Consider the following 25,030-nt stretch of genomic DNA (forward strand, 5'->3'; position numbering starts at 1 on the left):
GACATATTGGTGGAATGACTTGGTCGATCTAACCTTATTTAAGTGAACCAAAGGTTAAGAGTGAAATTAATTGTAAAGGGGGGATTTTAAACCCTCTTTTTTTATTTCAATGAGCTTTCTTCCAAAGAGTACATATTACCAGAAAGGCGATGGTATAACTTTCATCCGTTATAAAGGATGTTTAATTTCCCCTGAAACTAGATTCTATTAAAAAATATTTCAATATCTACTCTTCCAAATGCATATTGAGAGAATACCGGACATAAATTAAACAAACAAAAAAAGCGCGGGAAGCGCTTTTAGTGTATTTGTCTATATAAGCCTATTACTTTTCCAAGTATCGAAACATCTCGTAAAATAATTGGTTCCATATTTGAGTTCTCAGGCTGAAGCCTTATGTAATCCGGTTCCTTAAAGAATCGTTTTACAGTGGCTTCATCATCTTCCGTCATCGCCACGACGATATCTCCATTATTGGCACTGCTTTGTTGTTTCACGATGACATAATCTCCATCATGAATTCCTGCTTCAATCATACTTTCACCCATGATTTCCAACATGAATACATGGTCATCATGTGGAACCATGCTTTCGGGAAGCGGAAAGTATTCTTCAATGTTCTCAATAGCCGTTATCGGCATGCCCGCTGTTACTTTTCCAAGTAACGGCACGTTCACGACATTGGCTTTGGGAATATTGTTCGCTTCCTCCAAATTCATTATTTCAATGGCCCTTGGCTTGGTTGGGTCACGTCTAATAAGGCCTTTACTTTCCAGGCGGGATAAATGTCCGTGTACTGTTGAACTTGATGCAAGTCCCACTGCTTCGCCAATCTCCCGTACGGAAGGCGGATACCCTTTTTGGCGGACCTCTTCTTTAATGAAATCAAGAATATCTTGCTGCCGTTTTGATAGTTTTGTCATTTGTGCACCTCTTCCCCAATGTTCTTTGCTACATTATAGCATGGCCCCCATCTCTATACAAACATAAGTTCGAATTTTGTTGTTGACTGAAACAAACGTTCGTATTATAATTTGATCATAACATACGAACGAACATTCGCTTTGGAGGGATTATTATGAAAAAATTATACAAAAATTATATTTATACGATTCTATTAGCGGGATCAGTATTCATCTTTTCAATTTTATTCTCTTGTACATTGAACAATGATCAAAAAAAGGATTTCCTTTCTATAGAAGTAAGCGAAGGTGACACCCTATGGGGAATTGCCGAAGAATATGAAGAAACAAATTTGACAAAAAAAGAATTCATTGGTTGGATAGAAGAGAATAATGGAGTCAGTGCGGATTCGATAAAACCTGGACAAGTCATTGTCATACCGGTTAAAGGGGAAGAACTTGTCCAGAATTTGGCCAGTGAGCAGTAAGTAGTAAAGGTAGGGTATTATGAAGGCGGTAATCTATTGTAGGGTCAGCACCGAAAAAGAGTCACAGGAAACATCATTGGCAAGGCAGGAAGATGAATTAGTCAAATTGGCTGAAAAGATGGATGTGGAAGTTGTCTCCATTATAAAAGAACAGGCAAGTGGTTATGAGTTGAATCGGGATGGCATTTTTGACATGCTCGAACTATTTAAAACCAAAGAAGCTGAAGTCCTATTAATCCAGGACGAAACAAGACTGGGAAGAGGGAATGCCAAAATAGCCCTTTTCCATGTCATCCTTAAAGAAGATGTGAAAATTTATACGCTCTCACACGATGGGGAGCTGGAGTTATCGGATTCGGATGCCATGGTAATCCAGATAGTGGGCATTGTAGAAGAATATCAAAGGAAACTACATAATCTTAAAATAAAGCGCGGAATGATGAGAGCCGTTGAAAAAGGGTACCGTCCTCAAAAAAATCTTCACAACCAAAGGAATTCCACTGGAAGGGACCGTATGGAGATTCCTATTGAAGAAATTATTAAACTGCGTGCCAATGGGTTGACATTCTCAGAAATCGCAGCCACATTAAGGGGCTTTGGATACAATGTATCTAAGGCTACTGTGAACAGGCGTTTTCTCGAACATCAAATGAATACAAAGGAAAGTAAATCATAGAACTTGTAATTTCGCTTTTTTTTTAATACCATGACAATATCCACAGATTATGAAGGAGCGGAATTATGTTATCAAAAGAAAAAATAGCCCGTATAAATGTACTTTCTAAAAAGGCAAAGGCTGAAGGCTTGACGGAAGTTGAAGCGAAAGAGCAAACCCAATTGAGAAGTGAGTATTTGGAAACATTCAGAAAATCCATGTCCGACACGTTGGAGCATGTGAAAGTCGTGGATCCAGAGGGTAATGACGTCACTCCTCAAAAGATAAAAAATATAAAAGAAAAACGAAATTTACATTAATGCTTGGATTCCTCTGATGGAACATTCCATTTGAGTATTCTTTGGCATTTTGGAGTAAAAAGAGAGTGCATTCATGTATGTATTCTCCTATTTAGTTTAATCTAAATAGGGGCTTCTCTTATTTCTAGAAAATTTTAATATTGAGGCAGTAAATAGTGATTTTAGTTGTGATATTATGCTTGTCACTATAATATAAAGAGGTACATTACAGGAAGGGATGTTTTTACAATATGTTAGATAAATTAGATGCACTTTCTATCAATACGATTCGTACATTATCAATTGATGCAATTGAAAAGGCTAATTCCGGCCATCCAGGTATGCCAATGGGGGCAGCGCCAATGGCGTATAAACTATGGACCGAATATATGAACCATAACCCGAAAAATCCAGATTGGTTTAATAGAGATCGCTTTGTTCTTTCAGCTGGACATGGTTCTATGCTGTTATACAGCCTTCTTCATTTATCGGGCTATGGCTTATCTATCGATGATTTGAAAAGCTTCCGTCAATGGGGCAGTAAAACTCCAGGACATCCTGAATTCGGACATACGGCTGGTGTAGATGCAACTACCGGGCCGCTTGGACAAGGTATCGCAATGGCAGTCGGAATGGCAATGGCTGAACGTCACTTGGCAGAAAGCTATAACCGCGATTCTTATAATGTGGTCGATCATTATACATATAGCATTTGTGGAGATGGAGATTTAATGGAAGGTGTTTCTGCAGAAGCCGCTTCATTAGCTGGACATCTACAACTCGGAAGACTTGTTGTTTTATATGATTCTAATGATATTTCCCTTGACGGCGACTTAAGTCAATCATTTAGTGAAAGCGTAGCAGACCGGTTCAAATCTTATGGATGGCAATATATCCGCGTTGAGGATGGCAATGATCTTCAGGAAATTGCTAAAGCGATTGAAGAAGCAAAAACCGACGAAGCACGCCCAACATTAATCGAAGTGAAAACGGTTATCGGTTACGGTTCACCAAATCGTTCAGGTAAATCTGCCGTTCACGGCGCTCCGCTTGGTGCAGATGAGCTGAAATTGACAAAAGAAGCATATAAATGGACATTCGAAGAGGACTTCCATGTACCTGAAGAAGTGTATTCACACTTCAATGAAGCTGTTGTTGATGCAGGAGCTCAAAAAGAAGAAGCTTGGAATGAATTGTTTAAAAATTACAAAGAAGCACATCCTGAGTTAGCACAGCAATTGGAGCTTGCCATCAAAGGTGAACTGCCTGCTGAATGGGATCAGGAAATTCCAGTCTATGAAGAAGGTAAGACATTAGCTTCCCGTGCTTCAAGTGGGGAAGTACTGAATGCAATCGCCAAAAAGGTCCCTAGCTTCATTGGGGGTTCTGCAGATTTAGCCGGGTCTAATAATACTGCCATCAAAGGTGAGACAGATCTATTACCAGGTAATTACAGTGGCCGTAATATATGGTTCGGTGTACGTGAATTCGCTATGGGTGCGGCTTTAAATGGAATGGCACTTCATGGCGGCTTAAAAGTATATGGAGGAACATTCTTCGTATTCTCTGATTATCTTCGTCCTGCCATAAGAATGGCAGCACTGATGGGACTGCCTGTTAACTATGTGTTCACCCATGACAGCATTGCTGTAGGGGAAGACGGACCGACTCATGAGCCAATCGAACAATTGGCATCATTGCGCGCAATGCCTAACCTTGGAGTAATCCGTCCAGCTGATGGCAATGAAACGGCAGCAGCCTGGAAAGTGGCTATGGAGTCTACAAATAAACCAACTGCTCTTGTACTGACTCGTCAAGGATTGCCAACAATAAAGGGCACTTCCGAAACTGCGTATGAAGGTGTTTCAAAAGGTGCTTACATCATCTCTGCTTCTAAGAAAGAAGTAGCCGATGCATTACTTCTTGCGACTGGTTCCGAAGTGAACTTGGCTGTGGAAGCACAGAATGCTTTAGCGAACGAAGGAATTGATGTTGCGGTAATCAGCATGCCATCATGGGACCGATTTGAAACTCAATCAAAAGAATATAAACAAAGCGTAATCAATCCGGCAGTGAAAAAACGTCTAGCTATCGAAGTGGCTTCACCGTTTGGCTGGGATCGTTATGCAGGTGATGAGGGTGAAATATTGGCCATCAATCATTTTGGAGCTTCTGCACCAGGCGGTAAAATCATGGAGGAATTCGGTTTCACTGTAGAAAATGTAGTTGCCCGTGTGAAAGAAATGCTTAAATAACAGTAATGCGGAACTGACACCAACTAGATTGGTGTCAGTTTTTTTATCAAAAAATCCTATATATATATTGAATGTGCTTCTATACTAAAGGAAATCTTCCATTCGACAAAAAAAGAAGAAAATTTCTCCAGCAAACAACATATCTTTTTAGTTTGTCAATATATAATGAGAATAAATAAATTTCGTTTAAATGTGTCAGTTAAAGGGGAAAGTCATCAATAGTGGAAAATAGTGGACAGGTTGCTGGTGGTTAGATGTTTTCGTGACCAAAATAGGAAAGCTAGGAGGCATTGGCTGATGAGAACCTATCAAATTTATTTAATCGAAGATGAATTTGCCCATCATTATTATGGAAGAGAAAAGCTATTTTTCAATTTGTTTTTGGAATATATTCAAGCAAGGGGCAGACTGAAGAGTATTTTGCAAAAACAAATCGAATATGTCACCAAAAAAGTCCCGATTATCCAGTTGCAGTTTGCTATTGAACAACGTTTGCAAAAAAAGATGAATTATTGGACTCAAAATGGAAAATACTATTTAGAAAAAACAAACGGATCAAGTAAAGCCGTTTTAATCATTCAGAATGATTCCATTACTCTTGAAGCTGAAGGAGACTATGAAGCGGAGACGGCTTTCTTTGAAAGTATTCGAAAATATGAAGCGAGTTTTCTGGCCATTGATTTTGAACATGAAAAATACGGTTGGTTAAAACCGATAAAAGAAAGAAAATTTGTCTAAATGGGGGACTTTTCGGTAGCGGGTATTGTATAATAACCTTTGGTCTAGTACACTGATGTTAGACAACATGAAGGAGGAAATAGTATGTGGGTTTACATTCTAGTTGGCGTACTGGCATTGATTGCTGGAGTAGTGCTGGGATTTTTCATCGCTCGTAAATACATGATGGATTACTTAAAGAAAAATCCGCCAATTAACGAACAAATGTTGAAAATGATGATGATGCAAATGGGTATGAAACCATCCCAAAAGAAAATTAATCAAATGATGAGCGCCATGAATAAACAACAAACAAAATAAGATAGCATGAAACCTTGATATATCAATGTTCTTGGAAGATTGGATGCAAAATTTTATATAATATCGAAATGGATTTAGTCTGAATCCTTCCACCGATTTTATATAAAATTTTGGTTTATCTTTCATTTTTGTTTCTTAAGCCACTTTTTCTGAATGAATGATTCAGAAAAGGTGGTTTTTGTTTTGGAATGGTAAGGTAAGTCCTCAATCTATGTGAGGGCTTTTTTATTTGGAAAGTAAATACGCCAAAAAATTATACTTGTCCACACTTTCTATCAAAAGATGCATATACAGTATTAAGGAGGGTGGTTAGAATGATAAATGATTTTGTAAAAAAATGTAAGTTTTGTTTTCCTATGTGTGAACTTAAATTTGAACACAAATGTAAATTTAAAGATAACAAATGGGAATCAAAATTCAAATTGAAATCTAAATGTAAAAAATAATAAATCTTTTCTATTAATCTTTTTATTTAAGCACTAAACAATAATGAGTTAGTGAATATAAAATTGATTAAAGTAATCATCCGAGTAATCGGGTGTTTTTTATTTGAATGTTTGTAAATAAAAAAACATTCATGAAGAAAGAATGGATTTGTTGTCAATTTAGTGTATCTATAATTAATGATTAAATATTATCACCGAGTCTGTCTTTAAGGCTCTTTAACTTGGGCAATAATAAAAGCGTAAAGTGGGGATTTCACTGCAATAATAAATCGATCAAATATAGTGGAGGAAGCTGTTGAGGTTTTTGAGTTGACTTTTCCAACTGTAAATATTAAAATTACAGTAATCTCCTTGAGGAGGATACGTAAAGTGAATAGTGATTTTACAATAGCTGTGCATAGTTTGGTCTATTTAGCTTATCTACCAGATCATATGGCAAGCAGTGAGTCCATCGCAGAAAACGTTTGTACAAACTCGGCTAGGATTCGGAAAATGATGAGCAGCTTAAGAAAAAAGGGATTTGTTAAGACTAAAGAAGGTGTGGGCGGAGGCTATATTCTAGACTGTAACCCTGAAGAGGTAAGTTTGGCGGATATTTATATAGCGGTTTCACATGGAACCTTGAAACCAAAGTGGTGTACAGGTGATCCGGAGAAAAAATGTGTCATATCTTCAAATACCCAGGTAGTCATGGATCAAATATTTGATGAAGCTGAATTATATTTCGAAAAATATTTAGAAGATATAACTCTCAGCACATTTTTGGAAAAAATTAAACAATGTCCGTGATATTGATTTAGTTTTTTCTTTGCACAAAATGTATATTTTATTAATACAGTTAATAACTATAGTTTTAATTTTAAATGAACGGGGTGCTAAGGAAATGGTTGAAAACAATCTGTTCAAAAATGGGGATTGGGTACAGGGAAAATCAAGAGATGGGGAACTTATCCATGGTTTCATTGAAACCGTAAGCGATAATCGAGAAATCGTTAAAGTGAATGTAGTTGAAAGTGACAATGAAAAAGCGGTTGGGAAATCGATTTGGATTCCGAGTAAATGGACTGAAAAACTGCCGGATCTAGAAATCAGTAACGAAGCTCATCTTTTGGCCTTAATTGATTTGGCTTTACTTTCTAAAGATGAAACATGGTTTATGGAGTTATCCGGTAAATTGGAATCCATCAAAATCCACCCGAAAATAACTGCCCGGAAATTAGAGGTTCAAATCCCGGGAAATAGAATCGCAAAACTTGATTTTAAATAAATGTGAGTAAAGATCATAAATATTTCGGATAATACAAGGAGGAAATGATCATGACAATAGAACATGTTACAGATGAAAATTTTGCTAGTGAAATCAAGGAAGGCTTAGTATTGGTTGATTTTTGGGCCCCATGGTGCGGTCCGTGTAAAATGATTGCCCCAGTTCTTAATGAAATCGATGAGGAAATGGGTAATCAGGTTAAGATCGTTAAACTTAATGTGGATGAAAATTCAGATACGGTGAGCGAATATGGAGTGATGGGAATTCCAGCTCTTATTCTATTCAAGGATGGAGAAAAGGTAGATCAAGCTATTGGCTTCCAGCCAAAAGAAGCCATTTCGGCATTAATCGCAAAATATGCATGATTATAATCATAATACGCGGATGAAATTGTTAATTAAGGACTTATACCAACCAACAGGGTGGGTAACTAAATGGAGGATTACTAAATGAATTCTAAATATACACCATTATTTGAATCGTTTAATTTAGGAAAGAAATTAGAAGTGAAAAATCGATTGGTGATGGCACCTATGACAAATTTCTCTTCTAATCCTGACGGGACTGTAACCGACGCGGAAGTTAACTATTATGAACGTCGGTCAAGCGGGGTCGGTATGGTTATAACGGCATGTACTTACGTGACGGCTAATGGCAAAGGTTTTCACGGGGAATTTGGCGGAGATCAGGATGAATTGATACCTAGTCTAAGTCGTTTGGCATCAACGATTAAAGCGAACGGGGCAAAGGCAATTCTCCAGATTTTTCATGGCGGCCGAGAGGTTCCACCCGAATTGGTAAATGGTGATGTTGTCAGTGCAAGCAACATCCCATCGGAAGGTGAAGGGAAAACAGTTCCACGTCCACTTTCTGAAAAGGAAATAGAGTCGATCATTCTCGACTTTGGTGAAACCACCAGACGTGCCATTGAAGCGGGATTTGACGGTGTTGAGATTCACGGTGCGAATGGTTACTTGCTACAGCAATTCTTTTCGCCGCATTCGAACCGTCGTGAAGACAAGTGGGGCGGTTCCCTTGAAAAGCGCCTGACTTTTCCATTAGCGGTTGTGGATGAAGTGAAAAAGGCGGTTGCCAACCATGCCAAGGATCCGTTCATCGTAGGTTACCGTTTTTCACCGGAAGAACCGGAAACACCAGGAATCACAATGGATGATACACTTGCATTAATTGATGGGCTTGTAACAAAGGATCTGGATTATCTTCATGTTTCATTAATGGATTTCTGGTCGAAAGCAAGACGGGGAACCGACGTTGACCGACCTCGGATAGAGATCATTAAAGAACGTATCGGAGATCAAGTTCCATTAATTGGGGTTGGTTCCATCTATACAGCAGATGATGCGATCAAAGCATTGCAATCGGGGGTTCCGTTAATAGCATTAGGGCGTGAAATCATAATTGATCCTGAATGGGTACAAAAAGTGGAACAAGGCAGGGAAGCTGAAATCGTGACCAAAATAAACAAAGAAAATCAGCAGCAACTTGATATTCCAGACCCATTATGGCAAGCGATCATCCACTCTCCAGGATGGTTTCCGGGGATTGAATAAATAAAAGTTCGTAAAAGTACTGATTTGGTTTTTATATAACCCGGTTAAGAAACACATTTAAAAGTGTTCTTATCCGGTTTTTTTTATGTTTATGGAAAAGTCATTTATATGAATGAGAATCTAATAAGTGATTTTAAATTGAGTCCGAATGAATAACTGAGCATTCTATTTCTAAGCTGATTCGGAAATAAAACAGGGGAAAGTTTAGAATTTTTATTGACTAGCACTTAAGCCTCGACCGCAGATACACTTGGGAATTTTGGTGAGGAAAGGGGCTTTCTTTACGGTACGGTGGAAAAGGTTAGGAAGGACGTTAGATAACACCATAAAAACAACCATTAATTAAAGGCTGTTTTTTTATGGTGTTATTTTCTTTTTAACAGAATAGCTAATATCAAAGATATTTGTAGAGAAATGATAAGTAAAAGAGACAACATATAATCACTATCTAAAGATGCATCATAGCTAAAGATAAAAAATAAAATTACTGATATGACTAGAATGAAAATGAAATTAATAATAATTTGCCTCATGGTCCCCCCAATCTAACAACAGATCAATAAGACAGCGTTAATGCATATGACCTTGAATCTGTAGTATTATTTGGTGTAATTGATAAACCAGCCGGATAAACTGACACAGAAGGCGTACCAAAAATTCTTTTATGACCATATGATATTTTTATGTTTATTTTACCATTTTTTGATGTAGGAACATATACGTATTGTCCGATATACCCTTTATGCTTGGTTTTACTAGTAGAAGCCCTTATATCATATGAACCAGCCACACCAGCACTTGGTTCCCAATTACTTGGAGAATACTTGATTGCATAATCAATCCAACGTCCATTTCCTTGTAGATCTTGAGAATATCTGTGCTGGTGTTGTTTTACTTTCCCTCCACTTGTTGGCAGATATAGTCCTGAACCTGAAGGGAAACCAATTGACATTTTATCCACTAAAGTAAATGAAGGTGTTTTTAGCCATTGAAAATTACCGTATATATAAAATTTATCTTCTTTTGAACGATCACTTTTTACTTTATATACAGTTCCTCCTATTTTTAAAGTTGTTGCAGCAATTGATGCAAAAGTGCTGATTTGCCCTGGTTTAGTAACTTCTGGATCATATATGAACATAAATTCCAATCCAGAATCAATAACATTAGCCTGCTCTTCAATTAATCGTCTTGAAACTTCAACAGGTAAATCCTCGGCTTCTTCTTGAGTATTGCCGACTTTATTTACAAGATAATTCAACTCTTCTGGTGTCAGTCTTTCTTCGCTAACGTTTGTACCATTTTCTTCGGCAAAACCCACTGCAGCAAGACTAAAAGAAAATAAAAATACTGCCACATAGGATAAAAACCTCATTTATTCCTCCCCCTTTTTATTAATGGATTTTCTATTTTCAAGTGTTATAAATATAAATCGAAGTAATGTTTGTGAAAGAGTAAATGATTATGTCATCAATCAGGGGTTAATAATGTTTAGGTATGATCTTTTTTTACTTGAGTAAATATCTATCGTTTGAATACTGAAAGCCATGGGAACAAATTAAAGTACCGTTGATTTTTATTATCCTCAGATTGGATAGGAGCACTTTAACTGTCTTTGAGGGAATATTTAACTTACAGCCGTTCTTTTGATTCAATGAGGACTCTCCGAAGGTAAAAAAAACATGAGGTTATGATCATTCTCACTATTACTGTAGTCTACTTTTCCCGATTTTAGGTTTTAGTTTTTAGACATGATATTTCAAATTTGGTACTTTTGTTTTCAATCCAAAATTTTATTTAGGCACTAGTCCTGTGCGAAATTCAAATCATACTGGAAGAGGAGAAACAGAAGGAATAGGATTCGATAGTCCTTTAAAAATTAGCGGCATTATTCCAACTCCTTTGTGAAAATTACTGTACAAGAGTGATGCTTAGGTAGTTTGCATTTCAATATTGAAACCATCTAATTTAAATATGAAACAACCTATGTTCCTATTTCCTCAACACTATAATCGAAGTATCTATTTTTCGAGTTATAAGCTTTGATAACCAATAGAAAAATTTCTGAACGATGGGGAAAAGTAAAAACACGGAGTGGTTTCATCCAACTCCGTGTTTTTCATAATATAGGGATTATAAAACCCAAGCTTCCTTAAAATAGAAAGGAATCAAGGGAGTATGGTCCAGCTCCGGTTAGCGCAACGCCAATCGCCACTGCAAGAATGGCAAGATTATATTCATAACCGTTTTGAGTTGCCCAGTAGCCATTTGCTCCATGGACTTTAACGATTGCAACGAGCATTGTAAGTGCAATTAATATACCTGCAAAGGGTGTAAGGAGACCTAAAGCAAAGAAAGCTCCGCCAATAAGTTCAGATAGACCGGCAAATAGGGCCATGGTAACTCCTGGCTTCATGCCAATCGAATCAAACCAGCCTCCTGTACCTTTCAAGCCATGACCGCCAAACCACCCAAATAATTTTTGAGCTCCATGTCCAACAAACGATAACCCTATTACTATACGTATAACTAATAAACCAATACCAATCATTTATGATTCCTCCTGAAATTTATTTTGAATTTAGATATCTTTAATTTGAGATTTATGTTAAAAAAACACGGTGGTATTATCTCGATTTAATTTATCTTTAATTAAAGATAATATGTTTTGAGCGATTTGTCAAACATAATTTTTATCATTTTAATTTGAAATGATTGCCGTTTAGAAAAAGGAACGAGGATAGGTGAGGTTTCCTGGATGAATTTAAAATAAATACATTTAGGGAGAAAAAACCACTCCTTTTATTTGTAAGGGATATCTATTAAACGAATAGATCCATAGTCCATTGATAGTTTTGCAATTATGGTCTTTAAACGAATGCCCTCCTGCTACATACATCTTACACATGAATTTCACACTGTTACTCGTGTGTTTTGTCACAGTACTCGTGAATTTACCTGATTTACTCGTGATCAATATATTTGTAAATCAATTGAGGCCGCCGACTTGGAAGTACAGTTAAGGAATTGATTAAGAACCGGCCGCCATTACTTAAGGTGTTTAGATAATCGAAAATACTTCATATGTGGTGGGTAGGGTGCTGCAACGAGGATTAAATAACGTACACAACCGGGTGTCACACTGGGGTAGGAAGTGGTCGGACGGTTCTTCCATCTTAGCTGGATCTTCTGCTTTTATAGTTGTGACAAACTATGCTCCGACATCCCGATGTTGATATTGCAAAATGATTCATATGCATTATTTTAAATGGAAAAACAGGCAGTGCCCATGGCGGTTGCCTGTTTTCTTATATTGCAAAGGTCATGCCTAAGTATCCTAATTGAGAAAGTAGGTAAAAAGGGGAAATTGACAGCAAAATAATTCATATAATAACTTATGTGGTTATCAATGGGAGATGTACCGGATTAAAAATTTGTACCGGTTTTATAAAAAAGTTCATTATATTTATTTAGTAACTGATCAAGTTGCTGGCTATATTCAACGGCAACATGCGAGTTTAAACCATCTTTAGCGACAATTTTGATAAGTTCATTTCTCTTTATTTCAATCTGTTCGAGAAATTCATTCTTTTTAGCCATTATATTTCCTTTCTGGCCCCAACATTTATTTCAAGGTACCCTTAATTTATGTATTCGTTGTAAAATCTGTATGAATATAACAATTATATCGGCTTGGACTAATGAATTCAAATAAGTTAACTTAGCCCGTCGCCCATCCAGTTATAAGCTATTGGTTGTCATGAAATATTCACAGTTCCATAAATGTATTTTTTTATCTTATTTGTTACAATGTTTATAGGTTGACATACATAGGAGTGAGCTTATTTGAATGATATTAATATGTTTTTAGCTTTTGGGGCGGGATTCCTGAGTTTTATTTCGCCTTGCTGCTTACCGCTATATCCGGCCTTTTTATCTTATATCACTGGTATGAGTGTAGGTGAAATCAAATCCGAGAACGCCATGCTCCAAAGAAGAAGCATGCTGCATACTTTATTCTTCCTTCTTGGGTTTTCCCTGGTTTTTATTGCAATTGGTTTTAGCACTTCATACTTAGGTTCTTTTTTCTCGGATTACAAAGAATTAATTCGTCAGATTGGTGCTATCCTGATTATCATTTTTGGTTTATTCATTGTAGGGATCTTTCAGCCGAAATCTTTGATGAAAGACAGTCGTTTTGAATTCAAGAATCGACCTAGCGGATATATAGGTTCCATTCTTATCGGACTGGCCTTCGCCGCTGGATGGACTCCTTGTGCAGGTCCGCTGTTAGGTGCTGTCATATCATTGGGTGCAACGAATCCAAGTGCTGCCATGAGCTATATGACTGCCTATATTTTAGGATTTGCCATACCGTTCTTCATATTATCCTTCTTTGTCGGAAAGTTGAAATGGATCAAAAAGTACAGCCAATACATCATGAAGATTGGCGGATATTTGATGATTATAATGGGTGTGGTTTTATTTTTTGATTGGATGACCAAAATAATTGCAGTCCTGTCTAGACTATTCGGTGGCTTTACAGGTTTTTAGTCCATAATAAGTTAATTTTTCAATATTATTCTAATTGTGGCCAGCTATTAGGTCTTATGGTGCCCGTTTCGTTGATTTTCGGTATAAGGTCAGTCACTAAGTGGTTGATGAAGGCGGGATTGGGCGGTAAGCATTGAATATTATATAGAAATTAAATCCTGATCTAAGAAATTAAGTAGGAACTTCAGGCAGCGATGTTCATAATGCAAAAATGGTTGACGAAGGCTATAGAAGCTGGGGCCAAGGTTTTATCGTCATGCCTTTTGTCGAGGGCGGGAATTGGAAGCATCATCAAAAGCGAGCTTAATTAATAAACACCTCCTTGTTTATCTTAAATAGGTACTATATACTTTGTTTATAAATTGAAGTCATATATAATTTTTAATGGTACTTACCTATTATTAGTTAAAAGGATGGTTAAGAGATGATATATATATCAACAGGTATAGCGATTGTGATGGCTATAGGTGTTTTCATATTACGGATGAAGGAAACGAAAAAACCAGTGAATGAAAAGAAAATCATTTTACCGCCGCTCTTTATGAGTACCGGTGCCTTGATGTTTATTTTCCCGATGTTCAGGGTCACTCGATACGAATTGTTGGAGGCTCTTGTTGCAGGGATGTTATTTTCCATCTTATTGATCAAAACATCTAAATTTGAAGTTAGAGATGAAAAAATTTATATTCTGCGCTCTAAAGCGTTCATATTCATATTGATTGGTCTCATGGTGATTCGACTGGTGGCAAAGCTGATGCTGGGAAGCACGATTGAAATCGGTGTATTGAGCGGAATGTTTTTCTTACTTGCTTTTGCGATGATCGTTCCGTGGAGAATTGCCATGCTTTACCAATATAAGAAAGTTAAAGCAGCCAGTTTCGGCGGAGGCAGTATGGTTTGATAATCAAAGGAATAATCTACAAAACCTGAGTCGTTATTCATGATGACTCGGGTTTTTCATTTGCATGGGAACTTCATTAGAAAAAAATCAATCCAAAAACCTAGTAATTTCATCCGAATTATATTATATTATTATTATTTTACTTAAGGAGGAAACGGTACATGTTACAAATGATTGTGTTAGGGATTATTTGTGGTTTACTACTGGGATTTGTGCTTCAAAGAGGCCGTTTCTGTGTTGTTGGTGCATATCGTGATTTGATTTTAGCTAAAGATGGACGGATGTTTTTGGCTACATTTGTTGTTATAGCGATACAAAGTATTGGAGTTTATGCATTGAATGATACAGGGGTCATTCAGTTTGGAAATGATGGTTTTCCATGGCTGGGAACCATTGTGGGTGGCTTTATTTTTGGTATTGGTATGGTTCTGGCAGGAGGTTGCGCCACTGGAACATGGTATCGTGCCGGAGAGGGCATGATCGGAAGTTGGGTTGCCCTTTTTGGATATATGCTAGGGGCAGCAATGACGAAATATGGTGTATGGAAAGTGGCAGGGGATAATCTGTTATCTTATCGTACAAATGATACGTATATTCATGAAACGTTAAATGTTTCGCCTTGGGTGCTTGTGATTATTGTGACTCTCTTGGTTGGCATATTGGTGATTCGTGAATTGAGAAAACCGAAACTTCCAATCTTTAAAATGAAACCGAAAAAAACGGGATTGGCCCACATCTTATTCGAGAAACGCTGGCATCCTTTTGTGACAGCATTATTGGTCGGCCTTATTGCAATCATGGCTTGGCCGCTGAGTGCAATGACAGGGAGGATGTTCGGACTTGGAATTACAGCGCCTTCCGCGAACATTTTAACTTTCCTTATCACTGGAGATGATGCGTTAATCGATTGGGGCACGTTTTTAGTAGTAGGCATTTTCCTAGGTTCTTTCATTGCTGCCAAAGGGAGCGGGGAATTCCGTTGGCGTTTGCCTGATATGAAAACGTTACGTAATAATGCAATTGGCGGTGTAACCATGGGATTCGGTGCAAGTGTTGCCGGGGGATGCACTATCGGAAATGGCCTGGTGAACTCGGCGTTATTTGCTTGGCAAGGTTGGGTTGCAATTGTCTTTTTCCTGCTGGGTACTTGGGTAGCGACTTATTTCACGATCATCCGAAAACAAAAGCAGGCGGCCGCTGCATCCAAAGCGGCTTAAGATACAAGTCAAAAACTTTTTAATCAAGGAGTGGAATATTAAATGGCAAAAGTATTGGAAACGACTGGAATGGTATGTCCATTTCCTTTAGTGGAAGCAAAAGAAGCGATTGTGGACATGGCAAAAGGTGAGGAATTGATCATTAATTTCGATTGCACACAAGCAACGGAGAGCATTCCGCGTTGGGCTGCTACAGAAGGTCATGAAATCACCGAGTTCGAGCAAATCGATGACGCTAAATGGCGTATAATCGTTAAAAAAGGAAAGTAAATTGATTTGAAGAAAACGTGCTCAGGTTTCCTGTGCACGTTTTTTCATTTTTTCAAGGTTGAATAATTGGCGCTGAAAGTTTCTAGTGATAACATGTCTTTAACCACTTTTTTAAGGAGATGTTGATAATGGTTGACGAGGTCATTTTAAATGATGTTCCACTGCAAGTTACGGATTTTCTTTCTGAAACTGTAAAGGATTCTGAAGGTAAGGAAATCAGAAAAGTCAGTTTCAATTTCAAGGTCACACATAGTGAATATCATGATATTACTACACTGCTTTATCAGATGGTTTTTGATTTAAAGATTCCACACTCAAACGAGGAGTTTCGTGCAGAGATCTTTAACTATGCAACTTCGGTCACGAATCTTTATGAAGAAAATGCGGTAGGGGATTTTTCGCTCGTCTTGCTGGAAGTGAACGGTCAAGAATGATTGCATTGCCAGTCTTGTAAAGATATGGGTTACTGTCTATAATAATAGTGACGATCATTCTATACATATGAGGTGGTACTTTGCTTAGCGGATGGTTTTTATGGTTCATTCTATTTTGGGTAGCCCTTTTAATTATATTGATGAGCATAGGTGGCTTTTTCATGTTTCGAAAGTTCCTGAAAAGATTTCCAAAAGAAGATGGGAAATCCGATATGGATTGGGAAGAATACTATTTGGATCAAACAAAGCACTTATGGTCAAAGCAGCAAAAGGAATTACTAGAAGATTTAGTGAGCCCTGTGCCAGAACTTTTTCGTGATGTTGCACGACATAAAATCGCAGGGAAAATCGGAGAGTTGGCTTTAAAGGAAAAAGCGGGCGATATTACGGAAGATTTAGTGATACGCGGCTATATCATTGCCACACCAAAACGTGATCATAAATTTTTACAAAAAAAATTAGCTGAAAGAAAGGTGAATATGGGTCCATATGAACACTTATTCAGCTAATGATGAAAAAAGCAGACTCATTTGGAGTCTGCTTCAGTTTGTAGACAAAAGGGGTTCAGAATAAAAAAATTTCGAACCCCTTTTAAAATTCCCTTTGAAATTTTGACCAAAGGTTAAGAGATTTGGGCTCTTCGAGCCACTAGGTTATGCTATTTTAGGACCTTGCCATGTCCACATGGCCATCTTCTTTAAATTAATGGCAGTGAAAGTAAGCATCGCTTGCATCGACAATTTTTTAAGTCCCCTTAAAGTATTCCAACGCATAACTTGCTTTTCTTTTGCATCCGCGAATACACACTTAATCGTCGTATGGAACGAATAGCGAAGGTATATTGAATGAATGTCAGTTTAACTAAAATAACTGGATCATTACTTCGGCGTCCTACCTCTGAATACATATCTTTCACCAAAGTCATAAATGAAAGTGAAGTCAATGGAAGCCTCCATTTTACGAACCAAATGGTTCGGCGGCACCAGTTGATCAAAAGTATTCATTTCAAGTTGTTCTCGTTGAATAGAATGATGTTTCGAAAGCATCCTCATCACCTCAAGTTTTAATAGATTTATTTTAAAACAAAAAGGACTGTAGGCAAAAGGAGTTCTATCCAAATTTTTAAACATAGTTGATTGGAACGGAAGGTGCGAGACTCCTGCGGGAATAGCGAGTCTAAGGGAGACCCCACAGGCGCGAGTGCGCCGAGGAGGCTCCCGGACCGCCCGCGGAAAGCGAGTGCCTGAAGTGGAAATCAACGTCAAAATTTGTACAAGCAAAAAAATGTAGACAAACTCGATTTTCATCGCGTTTGTCTAAATTCAGAAGCAGACTCATTTGGAGTTTGCTTTTTTCATTTTGAATAAGGAAAAGAATGGAGCTGTGTGGTAAAAATTAGAACGTTTGTACCCAAACCATGCTATTCGTTAAATTTTTGATATAATAATAGTAAGTAAAATTTAGGACGGAGTGAAACTATGAAATTTATCCATACGGCTGATTGGCATTTAGGTAAAATCGTTCACGGGGTACATATGACAGATGACCAGAGGCATGCACTCTTGCAATTCATAGAAATTGTCGAAGAGGAAAAACCGGATGCCGTGGTGATTGCCGGTGATTTATATGATCGTTCCGTCCCGCCGACTGAAGCGGTGGAGCTTCTTGATGAAATCCTTTATACGATTAATGTGAAAATGAATACACCGATCGTTGCGATCTCGGGAAACCATGATTCTGCGGAAAGACTCGCATTCGGTTCATCATGGTATCGTCATAGTCAGTTATACATTCATGGGAAATTGACAAAAACATGTGAGCCGGTTCGCATCAAGGGCGTGAACTTTTATTGTGTTCCTTATGCAGAACCTGGGACGGTCCGCCATCTTTTTGAAGATGATAGTATCCATTCCCATCAAGAAGCAATGAAGCGGATAACCGGAACGATAGCCGAGAATTTCAATAGTGATGAGCCGAATGTCTTTGTAGGACATGCTTTTGTATTAGGCGGAAAAACGAGCGATTCGGAAAGGGTCTTGTCGGTAGGTGGTTCTGGCTGTGTCTCATCCGACTTATTCGATGCGTTCGATTATACGGCACTTGGGCATTTACATAGTCCAGACGCGATACGTCATCCTAAGGTGTTTTACTCTGGATCACTATTAAAATATTCTTTTTCCGAGGCCAAGCAGAATAAATCGCTTTCCATCGTCGATATGCAAGAAGATGGAAGTTTTAATATACGCTATCGTTCTTTGACACCCAAATTCGATATGAGGGAAATATCCGGGGTTATGGAAGAGTTGCTTGATCCCGCTTTCTATCAATCGCAAAAAAGGGATGACTATTTGAAAATAACACTAAATGATGAGGGTGCACTCATCGATCCTATTAACCGCTTGCGTCAGATTTATCCGAACGTACTTCATCTGGAGCGAAAATGGGATTTGACCGACCTTAGGAGGAAAAATTCCTTCACTTCTGTAAAAGATGAACGGAAATCAGAATTGGACCTGTTTGAAACGTTTTATCAAGAAATGACAGATAGGGACTTTGATTCACAAAAGCAGGATTTGATGGTTTCGGTAATTGAAGCTGTTAAGAAAGAGGAGGCTTTGAAATGAGACCGGATATTTTAACGATGCAGGCATTCGGACCATATGCAGGAAGGGAAACCATTGACTTTAATTCCCTTGGGGAACGGACCATGTTTGTCATCTCTGGAAAGACAGGCGCAGGGAAAACAACGATATTTGATGGGATTAGTTTTGCGATATATGGAAAAGCCAGCGGTGAAGATCGGAGTGGGCAAGATTTACGAAGTCAGTTTGCCGAAGATGATCTGTTGACTGAAGTATCATTACAATTTATCCTGCGTGGAAAAACGTATTTGGTGACCCGGTCGCCACAGCAGGAACGGAAGAAAAAAGCAGGTGAAGGAACAACTACGGTTGGAGCAAAGGCTGAATTATATGAGGTATTGCCTGAAGGAAAAAAATTGCTGGGTGCGAATGTACGGGAAGTTGAAGAAAAAATAAAAGTACTCATTGGACTTGATGCGAACCAATTCCGGCAAATCCTGATGATTCCACAAAATGAATTCCGAAAACTGTTAACTTCCGACAGCAAGGATAAAGAACAGATTCTCCAGAAATTATTTCATACTGAACTTTATAAACGAATAGAAGAAAAATTAAAAGAAGAGGCTTCCATCCTAAGAAAGCAAAGCGAAAAAAGTGCTCAGCGGCGAATTGAATTGATGAAAGGCATCCATCCTGGAAATCATGAAGAGCTGCAGGCGCAATTGCAAGGGGAAGAGCCTAATGAACAGCAGGTTTTACCGTTGTTACAGGAAGTCATTTTGCAAGCAACAGAAAAAAATGAATATATAAATAACCAAATACAGGAAAAGCAAAAAGCTCGTGATCAAGTAAATCAAGAGCTTTCAAAAGCTGTCGATTTATTAAATCGATTTTCGGAAAAAGAAACACTGCGAAAAGAAAAGGAGGCTCTTGAAGCAAAGCTGCCAGAAATGGAACTAGTGAAAGTACAAATGAAAATGGCACACAAAGCGGCTTCACTTGAAAAGCAGGAACAATACTATTTGCGAATTGGCAAACAAGTGCAAGATGCGAATGCCGAACTTCAAAAGTTAAGTGAGCAGTCCGAGAAGTTACGAACTGAGCGCATTGAGAAGCAGGATTCCTATGATAAGGAAATGTTGAAGGAAAATGAAAGAGAGCAGGCAGTCCGAGCTGTTCATCAGCTTGAGCAGGTAAAAGAGGCTGTCATGACTTTTGCAAGCTTAAAAGCACAGGTTACCTTAGATGAAAAAGAGTGGCAAACTTGTAAACGACTTCGTGAAAAAACTGTTTCGGAACATCTGTCGGTCGAAGCGGAAGCTGAGAAAGTCGCTCAAGAAAAAACAGAAGCGGAAAAAGCGGCTGTTCTTTATCGTGATCAGGAAATTGAAGCAGAAAGAAATCATTCAGCTTTATCGAAAATTAAAAAGCTTCAAGAAGTTCTTTATGAAATCCAGAATACGAAACGAGTGCTCGATGAAAAGAATAATCGGTTCCAGGAGTTACAAAGAATACAAATTCAGGAGAAGGAAAAACTGGAAACCCTGAACCGAAACTGGCGATCAGGCCAAGCGGGTATGCTTGCTTCCATGTTGCACTCTGGAGAAAATTGTCCTGTGTGCGGTTCACAAAGTCATCCAAAACCAGCACAGTTGCATGAGCATATGCCGACGGATTTGGAACTGAAAGAGCAAGAAAACAAGCTGAAAACGGCGGAACAACAAAAAAGCCAAGCTGAAAGTGAATATTATCAAGCGAAATCCAAATATGACGCACTGTTAGAGTCTTCACAAGAGAAGCTAAGTGACTTACAAAATGACATGCCGGAGTTTAGGAATGAAGATATTAATGAGCATTTGCTGCAGTTTGTACAAAAAGGAAAAGTGCTGCAAGAACAGCTAAAAGAATTGATGCGGAAAAAGTCAGTATTAAATGATCTGGAAAAAAGGTTGCTGGATTTAAAAGAGAAAGCATCCGAGCTAAAGGAAAATCTGATCTCTTTAGAGAGAAAAGAGGACCAAGGGAAAACCAGGTATATTGAAAACTCTACAAAACTAACAGGATTAACCGATTCCCTGCCAGACGGAATACGGACAGAGGAAGAATATAATGCAGCTTATCTAATGGCTGTAAATACGCAGAAACGCTTACAATCGGCCTTGGAAGATGCACAAAAAAACCTTCAACTGGTGAAGGAAAGAGAATCGGCCATCCGTGCAAAAAAAGAATCCCTAAGTGGAAATATCGAGGCTTTAAATACAGAATTGAAAGAGGAGCGGGAAAAGTTAATTGCTGATATGACCAATCAAGGTTTTTCCAATTATAAAGAATATACGGCAGCAAAAATATCGGAAGCAGCTCTTGGAAATTTGGAGGACCAAGTTCAGCAGTATAATCAAAATTGGCAAAGTGTTTTAAGTCTGTTTCATGATTTGGAAATGAAATTAAAAGATGTGACCAAACCGGATCTTGAAGGATTGAAAAAGACATTCGATTTCATAGATGAAGAATTGGAGTCGTTACGCCAAAAACAGAATGAGTTGCAGGCTGAAAAACGGACTAACGAAGAAATCCAAAGGAAATTGGCGCAAATTAGGGAAGAACAGAAAAGTTTGGATGAAAGGTACAGTATCGTCGGTCATCTGTCTGAGATTTCCAAAGGTCAAAACTCGTTCAAAATAACTTTTGAACGTTATGTACTGGCAGCCTTTTTAGATGATATCTTAAAAGAAGCCAATTCAAGGCTGCTGAAAATGACAAGCGGAAGATATCAGTTATTGCGAAAGCTTGATCCTACACGAAGGAATATCCAGAGCGGTCTGGAGTTATCTGTGTATGATCAATATACAGGACAAGAGAGGCATGTCAAAACCCTTTCGGGGGGGGAGAGCTTTAAGGCTTCCCTTGCACTTGCCTTGGGTCTTGCGGATGTTGTCCAGCAGAATGCTGGCGGGATTTCACTTGAAACGATGTTCATCGATGAAGGTTTCGGTACGCTCGACCCTGAATCTCTTGATCATGCAATTGAAGCATTAATGGATATACAAAGCACCGGGAGATTGGTCGGGATAATATCCCATGTGCCTGAATTGAAAGAAAGAATCGATGCCCAGCTTCAAGTCATTTCGACACAAAAAGGAAGTCGGACGTCCTTTTATTTTGCTGGTTAATCAAGAAAAAAGAATGGCTAAGGGGAGGTTCCCCTTAGCCATTCTTTTTATTTTTAATGAACGGACTACTCAATGTTAATATCTTCAGCTGTTTTTCCGGGGGAAAACTTATGGATGCGAATCACCAAAATCGGATTCGAGAATTCAGCGGTAATTCTGCGTGAGCAAATCGAAAAGGGGAAAGGGATTTTTCTCTGTGTGGGTAGCTTATCTTCTTTTTTTTCAAGAAATGGCTTATGAGTATCGTCAACGATGATCGATAGCTCATTATCACTTAGGCATACTTTAATATCTTTCACATCATGATCTTCCAAAACCGCTTCCACCATATACTCATCGTCACTTTCGTATATATCAATTGAAAAAAGTTGATGATCCAACGCACAAGTTTCCGGATCCAGAAAAAAACTTTTTACCCATTCATCAAACTTTTCGACCTCAGTCATTTGCGATCCATGTTGATTGTCTTGCATGTTGATACCCCCGGTTTTCCTTTGAGGTATTATATGATGGAGCATGAAGAATGGTGATTGAAAAAGTGAAAATGGATGATGATAAAAGATTCCGGAAAAGTGGTTCAAAAAATGTAATGGCAAACAAGTACTTTAGAAAAGTAATCAAAACAAAGAAACGATGTGTGTGGGTATTAAGGGGATTGAAAATTAGCAAGAAGTTAATAAAAGTGATGACCCATTCTATATGAGTTGGTCATTTCTTTATAATCAATCATGTTGATTGATCATGCCCGCACCTCACTGCCATTAAAGTTAATACCATTACAAATGTCATATTAAATGTATTTTTTAAATAATTCACCAAAATAATTGCAACTCTGAAAATGCATTTGACCTGTTTTCTCTTAAGCAAACTTTGTTATAAATTCAGCAGAACTGTAAACTTAGTTTATTATGGATTCACTAGATATATAGTTAGGAGGTAATGATAATGAAAAAAAATCAAGAAAAAGATATCCTTCCTGTAAATAGTAATCTATTGAATTCCGCGCCGTAACTTTTAGAGAAATTTTGCTTGAATAAAAAAAGGATTACAATAGCAGGTGAAATAACCTCAGTTGAAACCTTTCCTGTTTCTTCATCTGCACTAAAGACTTTCAAATAAAGTATGTAATTTATGCTTGGCCTATTATACTAATATATCTGAAATTCAAAAATGAATTATGCACATTTCGATGAATCCCCTATAGAAAGGCATTATTTGTGAATAAAATTCATTAATGAATTGACTGATGTTAATAATAAGTGATTTCACATTAAATTGGGACTTGGCATGCAAGTTGCATAATAATAGTTATAAATCAAACATGCACGATATGAAATTCGGTATGTGCGGAGGGATAAATGGTGCGAAAAACGATAAATAAACCATGGGAGCAATGGTATGTTGAAAGAATGAAATCTATGAAGCTACCGGAAATATCCGTCTATTCACTGCTTGATATAACAGCGAGTAAGTTTCCACACCATACAGCCATCATTTATGAAGACCAGTCCATGGATTATAAGAATCTAAAAATGCAGGTAGACAAACTTGCAGGTAAATGGAGAGAAATGGGCTTTGTTAAAGGTGAACGGATTGGTCTGATGATGGCCAACCACCCTTATTTCATAATCTGTTATTATGCTGCCCAGGCACTGGGTCTGTTGGTTGTACAAATTAATCCCATGTATAAACCGCGGGAACTATTGCAAATATTAATAGACTCGGATACCAAGAAAATTGTATTTGACCAAACGGCCGCAAATACAATCGAAGAAACGAAAGCGATATATGAATTTGATGTATGCATTGATACGGAAAATGATCAAAATGGCTCCTATTCCCTTAAAACGATGATTGAAGCCGGGGATGCGATTAAGAAGCCCGTAGTGATAATCCCGCATGAAGATACGGCAGTCATCCAATATACTGGCGGCACCACTGGAAAGATGAAGGGTGTCATGCTTACTCACCATAATTTAACCTCCAATGTCGTGCAGAGCTTTGAAATGTATGGAGATTCCCTGAAACCTGGCGAAGAAATCGTTTTGGCAGCTACGCCTCTTTACCATGTTTATGCCATGACAAGTGCAATGAATCTAGGTATCTATATTGGAGCTGCCATCCTCTTATTTCCTAAATTCGAACTTGAAGATGTACTTGCAAAAATAGAAAAGTACCGTCCGACTTTCTTTCCAGGAGTTCCAAAGATGTACAACGCTTTCGTCAATCATCCAGGAATTGAAAACTATGGACTGAATTGTTTAAAAAGTTGTTCTTGTGGATCGGCGCCCCTGCCGGTTGAAGTAATAAAGCGATTTGAGGGGCTGACCGGTGCCAAAATCGGAGAGGGTTTCGGTTTGTCTGAGGCTTCACCTTCCACTCATCGTAATCCGCCTTTCGGAAAAAGGAAAATAGGAAGCATTGGCATTCCTTTTCCAGGCACGGACTGTATGATCATTGACGATGAAAATAATGAAGTGCCTAACACATCCGTCGGGGAGTTGCTCATAAAAGGCCCGCAAATCATGAAGGGTTATTGGAATAACGAAGCCGAAACCAAAAAGGCCTTACAGAATGATTGGCTATATACTGGCGATCTTGCTGTGATGGATGACGAAGGATATTTCTATATCGTCGGCAGGAAAAAAGAAATGATCATCGTCGGCGGATTCAATATTTACCCGCAGGAGGTAGAAGGGGTTCTGTATGAACATCCGGCCATTAAAGAGGCAGCTGTGGTTGGCATCCCACATAAAGAAAAAGGAGAAATAGTGAAAGCATTCATCGTACCTAAAGAAAGCGCTTCCGTGGATCTTGAAGAAATAGAAGGATATTGCTATTCCCAATTGACGCCTTATAAAGTACCAAAAGTATTTGAATTAAGAAAAGAACTTCCGCGTAATACAGTGGGTAAACTATTAAAAAGATTGTTAGTTAAAGAGGAATTAGAGAAGGATTGAAAGAGGGGGAGCGTGATTTCA

At 38.1% G+C, this 25,030-nt stretch carries 24 protein-coding genes and 2 pseudogenes; 19 read left to right on the forward strand and 7 right to left on the reverse strand.

Annotated features, from left to right (window positions below; translation table 11 throughout):
- Positions 1–299 precede the first annotated feature (299 nt).
- Complete coding sequence (gene lexA / locus ACZ9AO_RS00490; RefSeq protein ID WP_048685959.1) at positions 300–923, reverse strand: transcriptional repressor LexA; 624 nt, start codon at positions 921–923, stop codon at positions 300–302.
- Positions 924–1,078: 155 nt separating this feature from the next.
- Between lexA and yneA the strand changes: the two genes are divergently transcribed.
- From yneA to ACZ9AO_RS00540, 10 genes are all read left to right on the forward strand, one after another.
- A complete protein-coding gene (yneA, locus tag ACZ9AO_RS00495) occupies positions 1,079–1,390 on the forward strand; it encodes a cell division suppressor protein YneA (protein ID WP_048685961.1) in 312 nt (103 codons plus the stop codon).
- A gap of 19 nt (positions 1,391–1,409) precedes the next feature.
- Positions 1,410–2,066, forward strand: coding sequence for a YneB family resolvase-like protein (locus tag ACZ9AO_RS00500; protein ID WP_048685962.1), 657 nt, complete (start codon positions 1,410–1,412; stop codon positions 2,064–2,066).
- Positions 2,067–2,131: 65 nt separating this feature from the next.
- Entirely contained in the window at positions 2,132–2,365 is a 234-nt protein-coding gene (locus tag ACZ9AO_RS00505) for a DUF896 domain-containing protein (protein WP_214773833.1), read from the forward strand.
- A gap of 230 nt (positions 2,366–2,595) precedes the next feature.
- Positions 2,596–4,599, forward strand: coding sequence for a transketolase (gene tkt / locus ACZ9AO_RS00510; RefSeq protein ID WP_476108185.1), 2,004 nt, complete (start codon positions 2,596–2,598; stop codon positions 4,597–4,599).
- A 297-nt stretch (positions 4,600–4,896) separates the two neighbouring features.
- On the forward strand, positions 4,897–5,337 hold the full coding sequence (gene sirA / locus ACZ9AO_RS00515; RefSeq protein WP_053534613.1) for a sporulation inhibitor of replication protein SirA: 441 nt from the start codon (positions 4,897–4,899) through the stop codon (positions 5,335–5,337).
- An 84-nt stretch (positions 5,338–5,421) separates the two neighbouring features.
- Positions 5,422–5,637, forward strand: coding sequence for a YneF family protein (locus ACZ9AO_RS00520; protein ID WP_034312934.1), 216 nt, complete (start codon positions 5,422–5,424; stop codon positions 5,635–5,637).
- An 815-nt stretch (positions 5,638–6,452) separates the two neighbouring features.
- Positions 6,453–6,872, forward strand: a complete 420-nt coding sequence (locus ACZ9AO_RS00525; RefSeq protein WP_034312932.1) for an RrF2 family transcriptional regulator — start codon at positions 6,453–6,455, stop codon at positions 6,870–6,872.
- 94 nt (positions 6,873–6,966) lie between these two features.
- On the forward strand, positions 6,967–7,350 hold the full coding sequence (locus ACZ9AO_RS00530; protein WP_251542089.1) for an IDEAL domain-containing protein: 384 nt from the start codon (positions 6,967–6,969) through the stop codon (positions 7,348–7,350).
- A gap of 50 nt (positions 7,351–7,400) precedes the next feature.
- The gene (gene trxA / locus ACZ9AO_RS00535; protein ID WP_476108186.1) at positions 7,401–7,715 is read left to right on the forward strand and encodes a thioredoxin; all 315 of its coding nucleotides are present in this window, start codon (positions 7,401–7,403) and stop codon (positions 7,713–7,715) included.
- 84 nt (positions 7,716–7,799) lie between these two features.
- Positions 7,800–8,921 carry an NADH-dependent flavin oxidoreductase gene (locus ACZ9AO_RS00540; RefSeq protein WP_251542093.1) on the forward strand — a complete coding sequence of 374 codons (1,122 nt, stop codon included), beginning with the start codon at positions 7,800–7,802 and terminating at the stop codon, positions 8,919–8,921.
- 556 nt (positions 8,922–9,477) lie between these two features.
- Here ACZ9AO_RS00540 and ACZ9AO_RS00545 read toward each other — a convergent pair.
- The 3 genes from ACZ9AO_RS00545 to ACZ9AO_RS00555 all read right to left on the reverse strand — a co-directional run bounded on the left by ACZ9AO_RS00545 (position 9,478) and on the right by ACZ9AO_RS00555 (position 12,521).
- Positions 9,478–10,296, reverse strand: a complete 819-nt coding sequence (locus ACZ9AO_RS00545) for a hypothetical protein (protein ID WP_476108187.1) — start codon at positions 10,294–10,296, stop codon at positions 9,478–9,480.
- 777 nt (positions 10,297–11,073) lie between these two features.
- Positions 11,074–11,472 (reverse strand): DoxX family protein, encoded by a 399-nt coding sequence (locus tag ACZ9AO_RS00550; protein WP_251542095.1) that lies wholly within the window; start codon positions 11,470–11,472, stop codon positions 11,074–11,076.
- A gap of 875 nt (positions 11,473–12,347) precedes the next feature.
- Positions 12,348–12,521, reverse strand: a complete 174-nt coding sequence (locus ACZ9AO_RS00555; RefSeq protein WP_072272814.1) for an aspartyl-phosphate phosphatase Spo0E family protein — start codon at positions 12,519–12,521, stop codon at positions 12,348–12,350.
- 246 nt (positions 12,522–12,767) lie between these two features.
- Between ACZ9AO_RS00555 and ACZ9AO_RS00560 the strand changes: the two genes are divergently transcribed.
- The 6 genes from ACZ9AO_RS00560 to ACZ9AO_RS00585 all read left to right on the forward strand — a co-directional run bounded on the left by ACZ9AO_RS00560 (position 12,768) and on the right by ACZ9AO_RS00585 (position 16,806).
- Positions 12,768–13,475: a cytochrome c biogenesis protein CcdA gene (locus ACZ9AO_RS00560; protein WP_034312916.1), complete on the forward strand. Its 708-nt coding sequence runs from the start codon at positions 12,768–12,770 to the stop codon at positions 13,473–13,475.
- A gap of 424 nt (positions 13,476–13,899) precedes the next feature.
- Positions 13,900–14,376 carry a CcdC family protein gene (locus ACZ9AO_RS00565; RefSeq protein ID WP_034312912.1) on the forward strand — a complete coding sequence of 159 codons (477 nt, stop codon included), beginning with the start codon at positions 13,900–13,902 and terminating at the stop codon, positions 14,374–14,376.
- Between the two features lie 161 nt (positions 14,377–14,537).
- Positions 14,538–15,593, forward strand: coding sequence for a YeeE/YedE thiosulfate transporter family protein (locus tag ACZ9AO_RS00570; protein WP_476108188.1), 1,056 nt, complete (start codon positions 14,538–14,540; stop codon positions 15,591–15,593).
- Between the two features lie 42 nt (positions 15,594–15,635).
- Positions 15,636–15,863 carry a sulfurtransferase TusA family protein gene (locus ACZ9AO_RS00575; protein ID WP_048685981.1) on the forward strand — a complete coding sequence of 76 codons (228 nt, stop codon included), beginning with the start codon at positions 15,636–15,638 and terminating at the stop codon, positions 15,861–15,863.
- A 128-nt stretch (positions 15,864–15,991) separates the two neighbouring features.
- On the forward strand, positions 15,992–16,297 hold the full coding sequence (locus ACZ9AO_RS00580) for a DUF3219 family protein (protein WP_251542097.1): 306 nt from the start codon (positions 15,992–15,994) through the stop codon (positions 16,295–16,297).
- 80 nt (positions 16,298–16,377) lie between these two features.
- Positions 16,378–16,806 (forward strand): DUF2621 domain-containing protein, encoded by a 429-nt coding sequence (locus ACZ9AO_RS00585; RefSeq protein ID WP_034312903.1) that lies wholly within the window; start codon positions 16,378–16,380, stop codon positions 16,804–16,806.
- 144 nt (positions 16,807–16,950) lie between these two features.
- Here the strand turns inward: ACZ9AO_RS00585 and ACZ9AO_RS00590 are convergent.
- Positions 16,951–17,112: pseudogene (locus ACZ9AO_RS00590) on the reverse strand (transposase); the annotation flags it as partial.
- A pseudogene (locus ACZ9AO_RS00595) lies at positions 17,109–17,343 on the reverse strand (transposase); the annotation flags it as partial. The pseudogenes ACZ9AO_RS00595 and ACZ9AO_RS00590, both read right to left, overlap by 4 nt.
- Before the next feature lie 432 nt (positions 17,344–17,775).
- On the opposite strand from ACZ9AO_RS00595, the gene ACZ9AO_RS00600 reads away from it, so the two are divergent.
- Positions 17,776–18,921: an exonuclease SbcCD subunit D gene (locus ACZ9AO_RS00600; protein WP_053534621.1), complete on the forward strand. Its 1,146-nt coding sequence runs from the start codon at positions 17,776–17,778 to the stop codon at positions 18,919–18,921.
- Positions 18,918–22,049, forward strand: a complete 3,132-nt coding sequence (locus tag ACZ9AO_RS00605; protein ID WP_476108189.1) for an SbcC/MukB-like Walker B domain-containing protein — start codon at positions 18,918–18,920, stop codon at positions 22,047–22,049. The genes ACZ9AO_RS00600 and ACZ9AO_RS00605 overlap by 4 nt, the downstream gene beginning before the upstream one ends.
- Positions 22,050–22,114: 65 nt before the next feature.
- Here the strand turns inward: ACZ9AO_RS00605 and ACZ9AO_RS00610 are convergent, their stop codons facing one another.
- On the reverse strand, positions 22,115–22,522 hold the full coding sequence (locus ACZ9AO_RS00610; RefSeq protein ID WP_034312897.1) for an Hsp20/alpha crystallin family protein: 408 nt from the start codon (positions 22,520–22,522) through the stop codon (positions 22,115–22,117).
- Positions 22,523–23,410: 888 nt separating this feature from the next.
- Between ACZ9AO_RS00610 and ACZ9AO_RS00615 the strand changes: the two genes are divergently transcribed.
- Positions 23,411–25,009 carry a long-chain-fatty-acid--CoA ligase gene (locus tag ACZ9AO_RS00615; RefSeq protein WP_476108190.1) on the forward strand — a complete coding sequence of 533 codons (1,599 nt, stop codon included), beginning with the start codon at positions 23,411–23,413 and terminating at the stop codon, positions 25,007–25,009.
- The last annotated feature ends 21 nt before the right edge of the window (positions 25,010–25,030 follow it).

Source organism: Peribacillus sp. TE19612, assembly GCF_056279465.1.

Excerpts from the sequence above, each read along its gene's own strand:
- lexA (WP_048685959.1), bottom strand. The coding sequence starts at position 923 with ATGACAAAACTATCAAAACGGCAGCAAGATATTCTTGATTTCATTAAA.
- yneA (WP_048685961.1), top strand. The coding sequence starts at position 1,079 with ATGAAAAAATTATACAAAAATTATATTTATACGATTCTATTAGCGGGA.
- ACZ9AO_RS00500 (WP_048685962.1), top strand. The coding sequence starts at position 1,410 with ATGAAGGCGGTAATCTATTGTAGGGTCAGCACCGAAAAAGAGTCACAG.
- ACZ9AO_RS00505 (WP_214773833.1), top strand. The coding sequence starts at position 2,132 with ATGTTATCAAAAGAAAAAATAGCCCGTATAAATGTACTTTCTAAAAAG.
- tkt (WP_476108185.1), top strand. The coding sequence starts at position 2,596 with ATGTTAGATAAATTAGATGCACTTTCTATCAATACGATTCGTACATTA.
- sirA (WP_053534613.1), top strand. The coding sequence starts at position 4,897 with ATGAGAACCTATCAAATTTATTTAATCGAAGATGAATTTGCCCATCAT.
- ACZ9AO_RS00520 (WP_034312934.1), top strand. The coding sequence starts at position 5,422 with ATGTGGGTTTACATTCTAGTTGGCGTACTGGCATTGATTGCTGGAGTA.
- ACZ9AO_RS00530 (WP_251542089.1), top strand. The coding sequence starts at position 6,967 with ATGGTTGAAAACAATCTGTTCAAAAATGGGGATTGGGTACAGGGAAAA.
- trxA (WP_476108186.1), top strand. The coding sequence starts at position 7,401 with ATGACAATAGAACATGTTACAGATGAAAATTTTGCTAGTGAAATCAAG.
- ACZ9AO_RS00540 (WP_251542093.1), top strand. The coding sequence starts at position 7,800 with ATGAATTCTAAATATACACCATTATTTGAATCGTTTAATTTAGGAAAG.
- ACZ9AO_RS00545 (WP_476108187.1), bottom strand. The coding sequence starts at position 10,296 with ATGAGGTTTTTATCCTATGTGGCAGTATTTTTATTTTCTTTTAGTCTT.
- ACZ9AO_RS00550 (WP_251542095.1), bottom strand. The coding sequence starts at position 11,472 with ATGATTGGTATTGGTTTATTAGTTATACGTATAGTAATAGGGTTATCG.
- ACZ9AO_RS00555 (WP_072272814.1), bottom strand. The coding sequence starts at position 12,521 with ATGGCTAAAAAGAATGAATTTCTCGAACAGATTGAAATAAAGAGAAAT.
- ACZ9AO_RS00565 (WP_034312912.1), top strand. The coding sequence starts at position 13,900 with ATGATATATATATCAACAGGTATAGCGATTGTGATGGCTATAGGTGTT.
- ACZ9AO_RS00570 (WP_476108188.1), top strand. The coding sequence starts at position 14,538 with ATGTTACAAATGATTGTGTTAGGGATTATTTGTGGTTTACTACTGGGA.
- ACZ9AO_RS00575 (WP_048685981.1), top strand. The coding sequence starts at position 15,636 with ATGGCAAAAGTATTGGAAACGACTGGAATGGTATGTCCATTTCCTTTA.
- ACZ9AO_RS00580 (WP_251542097.1), top strand. The coding sequence starts at position 15,992 with ATGGTTGACGAGGTCATTTTAAATGATGTTCCACTGCAAGTTACGGAT.
- ACZ9AO_RS00600 (WP_053534621.1), top strand. The coding sequence starts at position 17,776 with ATGAAATTTATCCATACGGCTGATTGGCATTTAGGTAAAATCGTTCAC.
- ACZ9AO_RS00605 (WP_476108189.1), top strand. The coding sequence starts at position 18,918 with ATGAGACCGGATATTTTAACGATGCAGGCATTCGGACCATATGCAGGA.
- ACZ9AO_RS00610 (WP_034312897.1), bottom strand. The coding sequence starts at position 22,522 with ATGCAAGACAATCAACATGGATCGCAAATGACTGAGGTCGAAAAGTTT.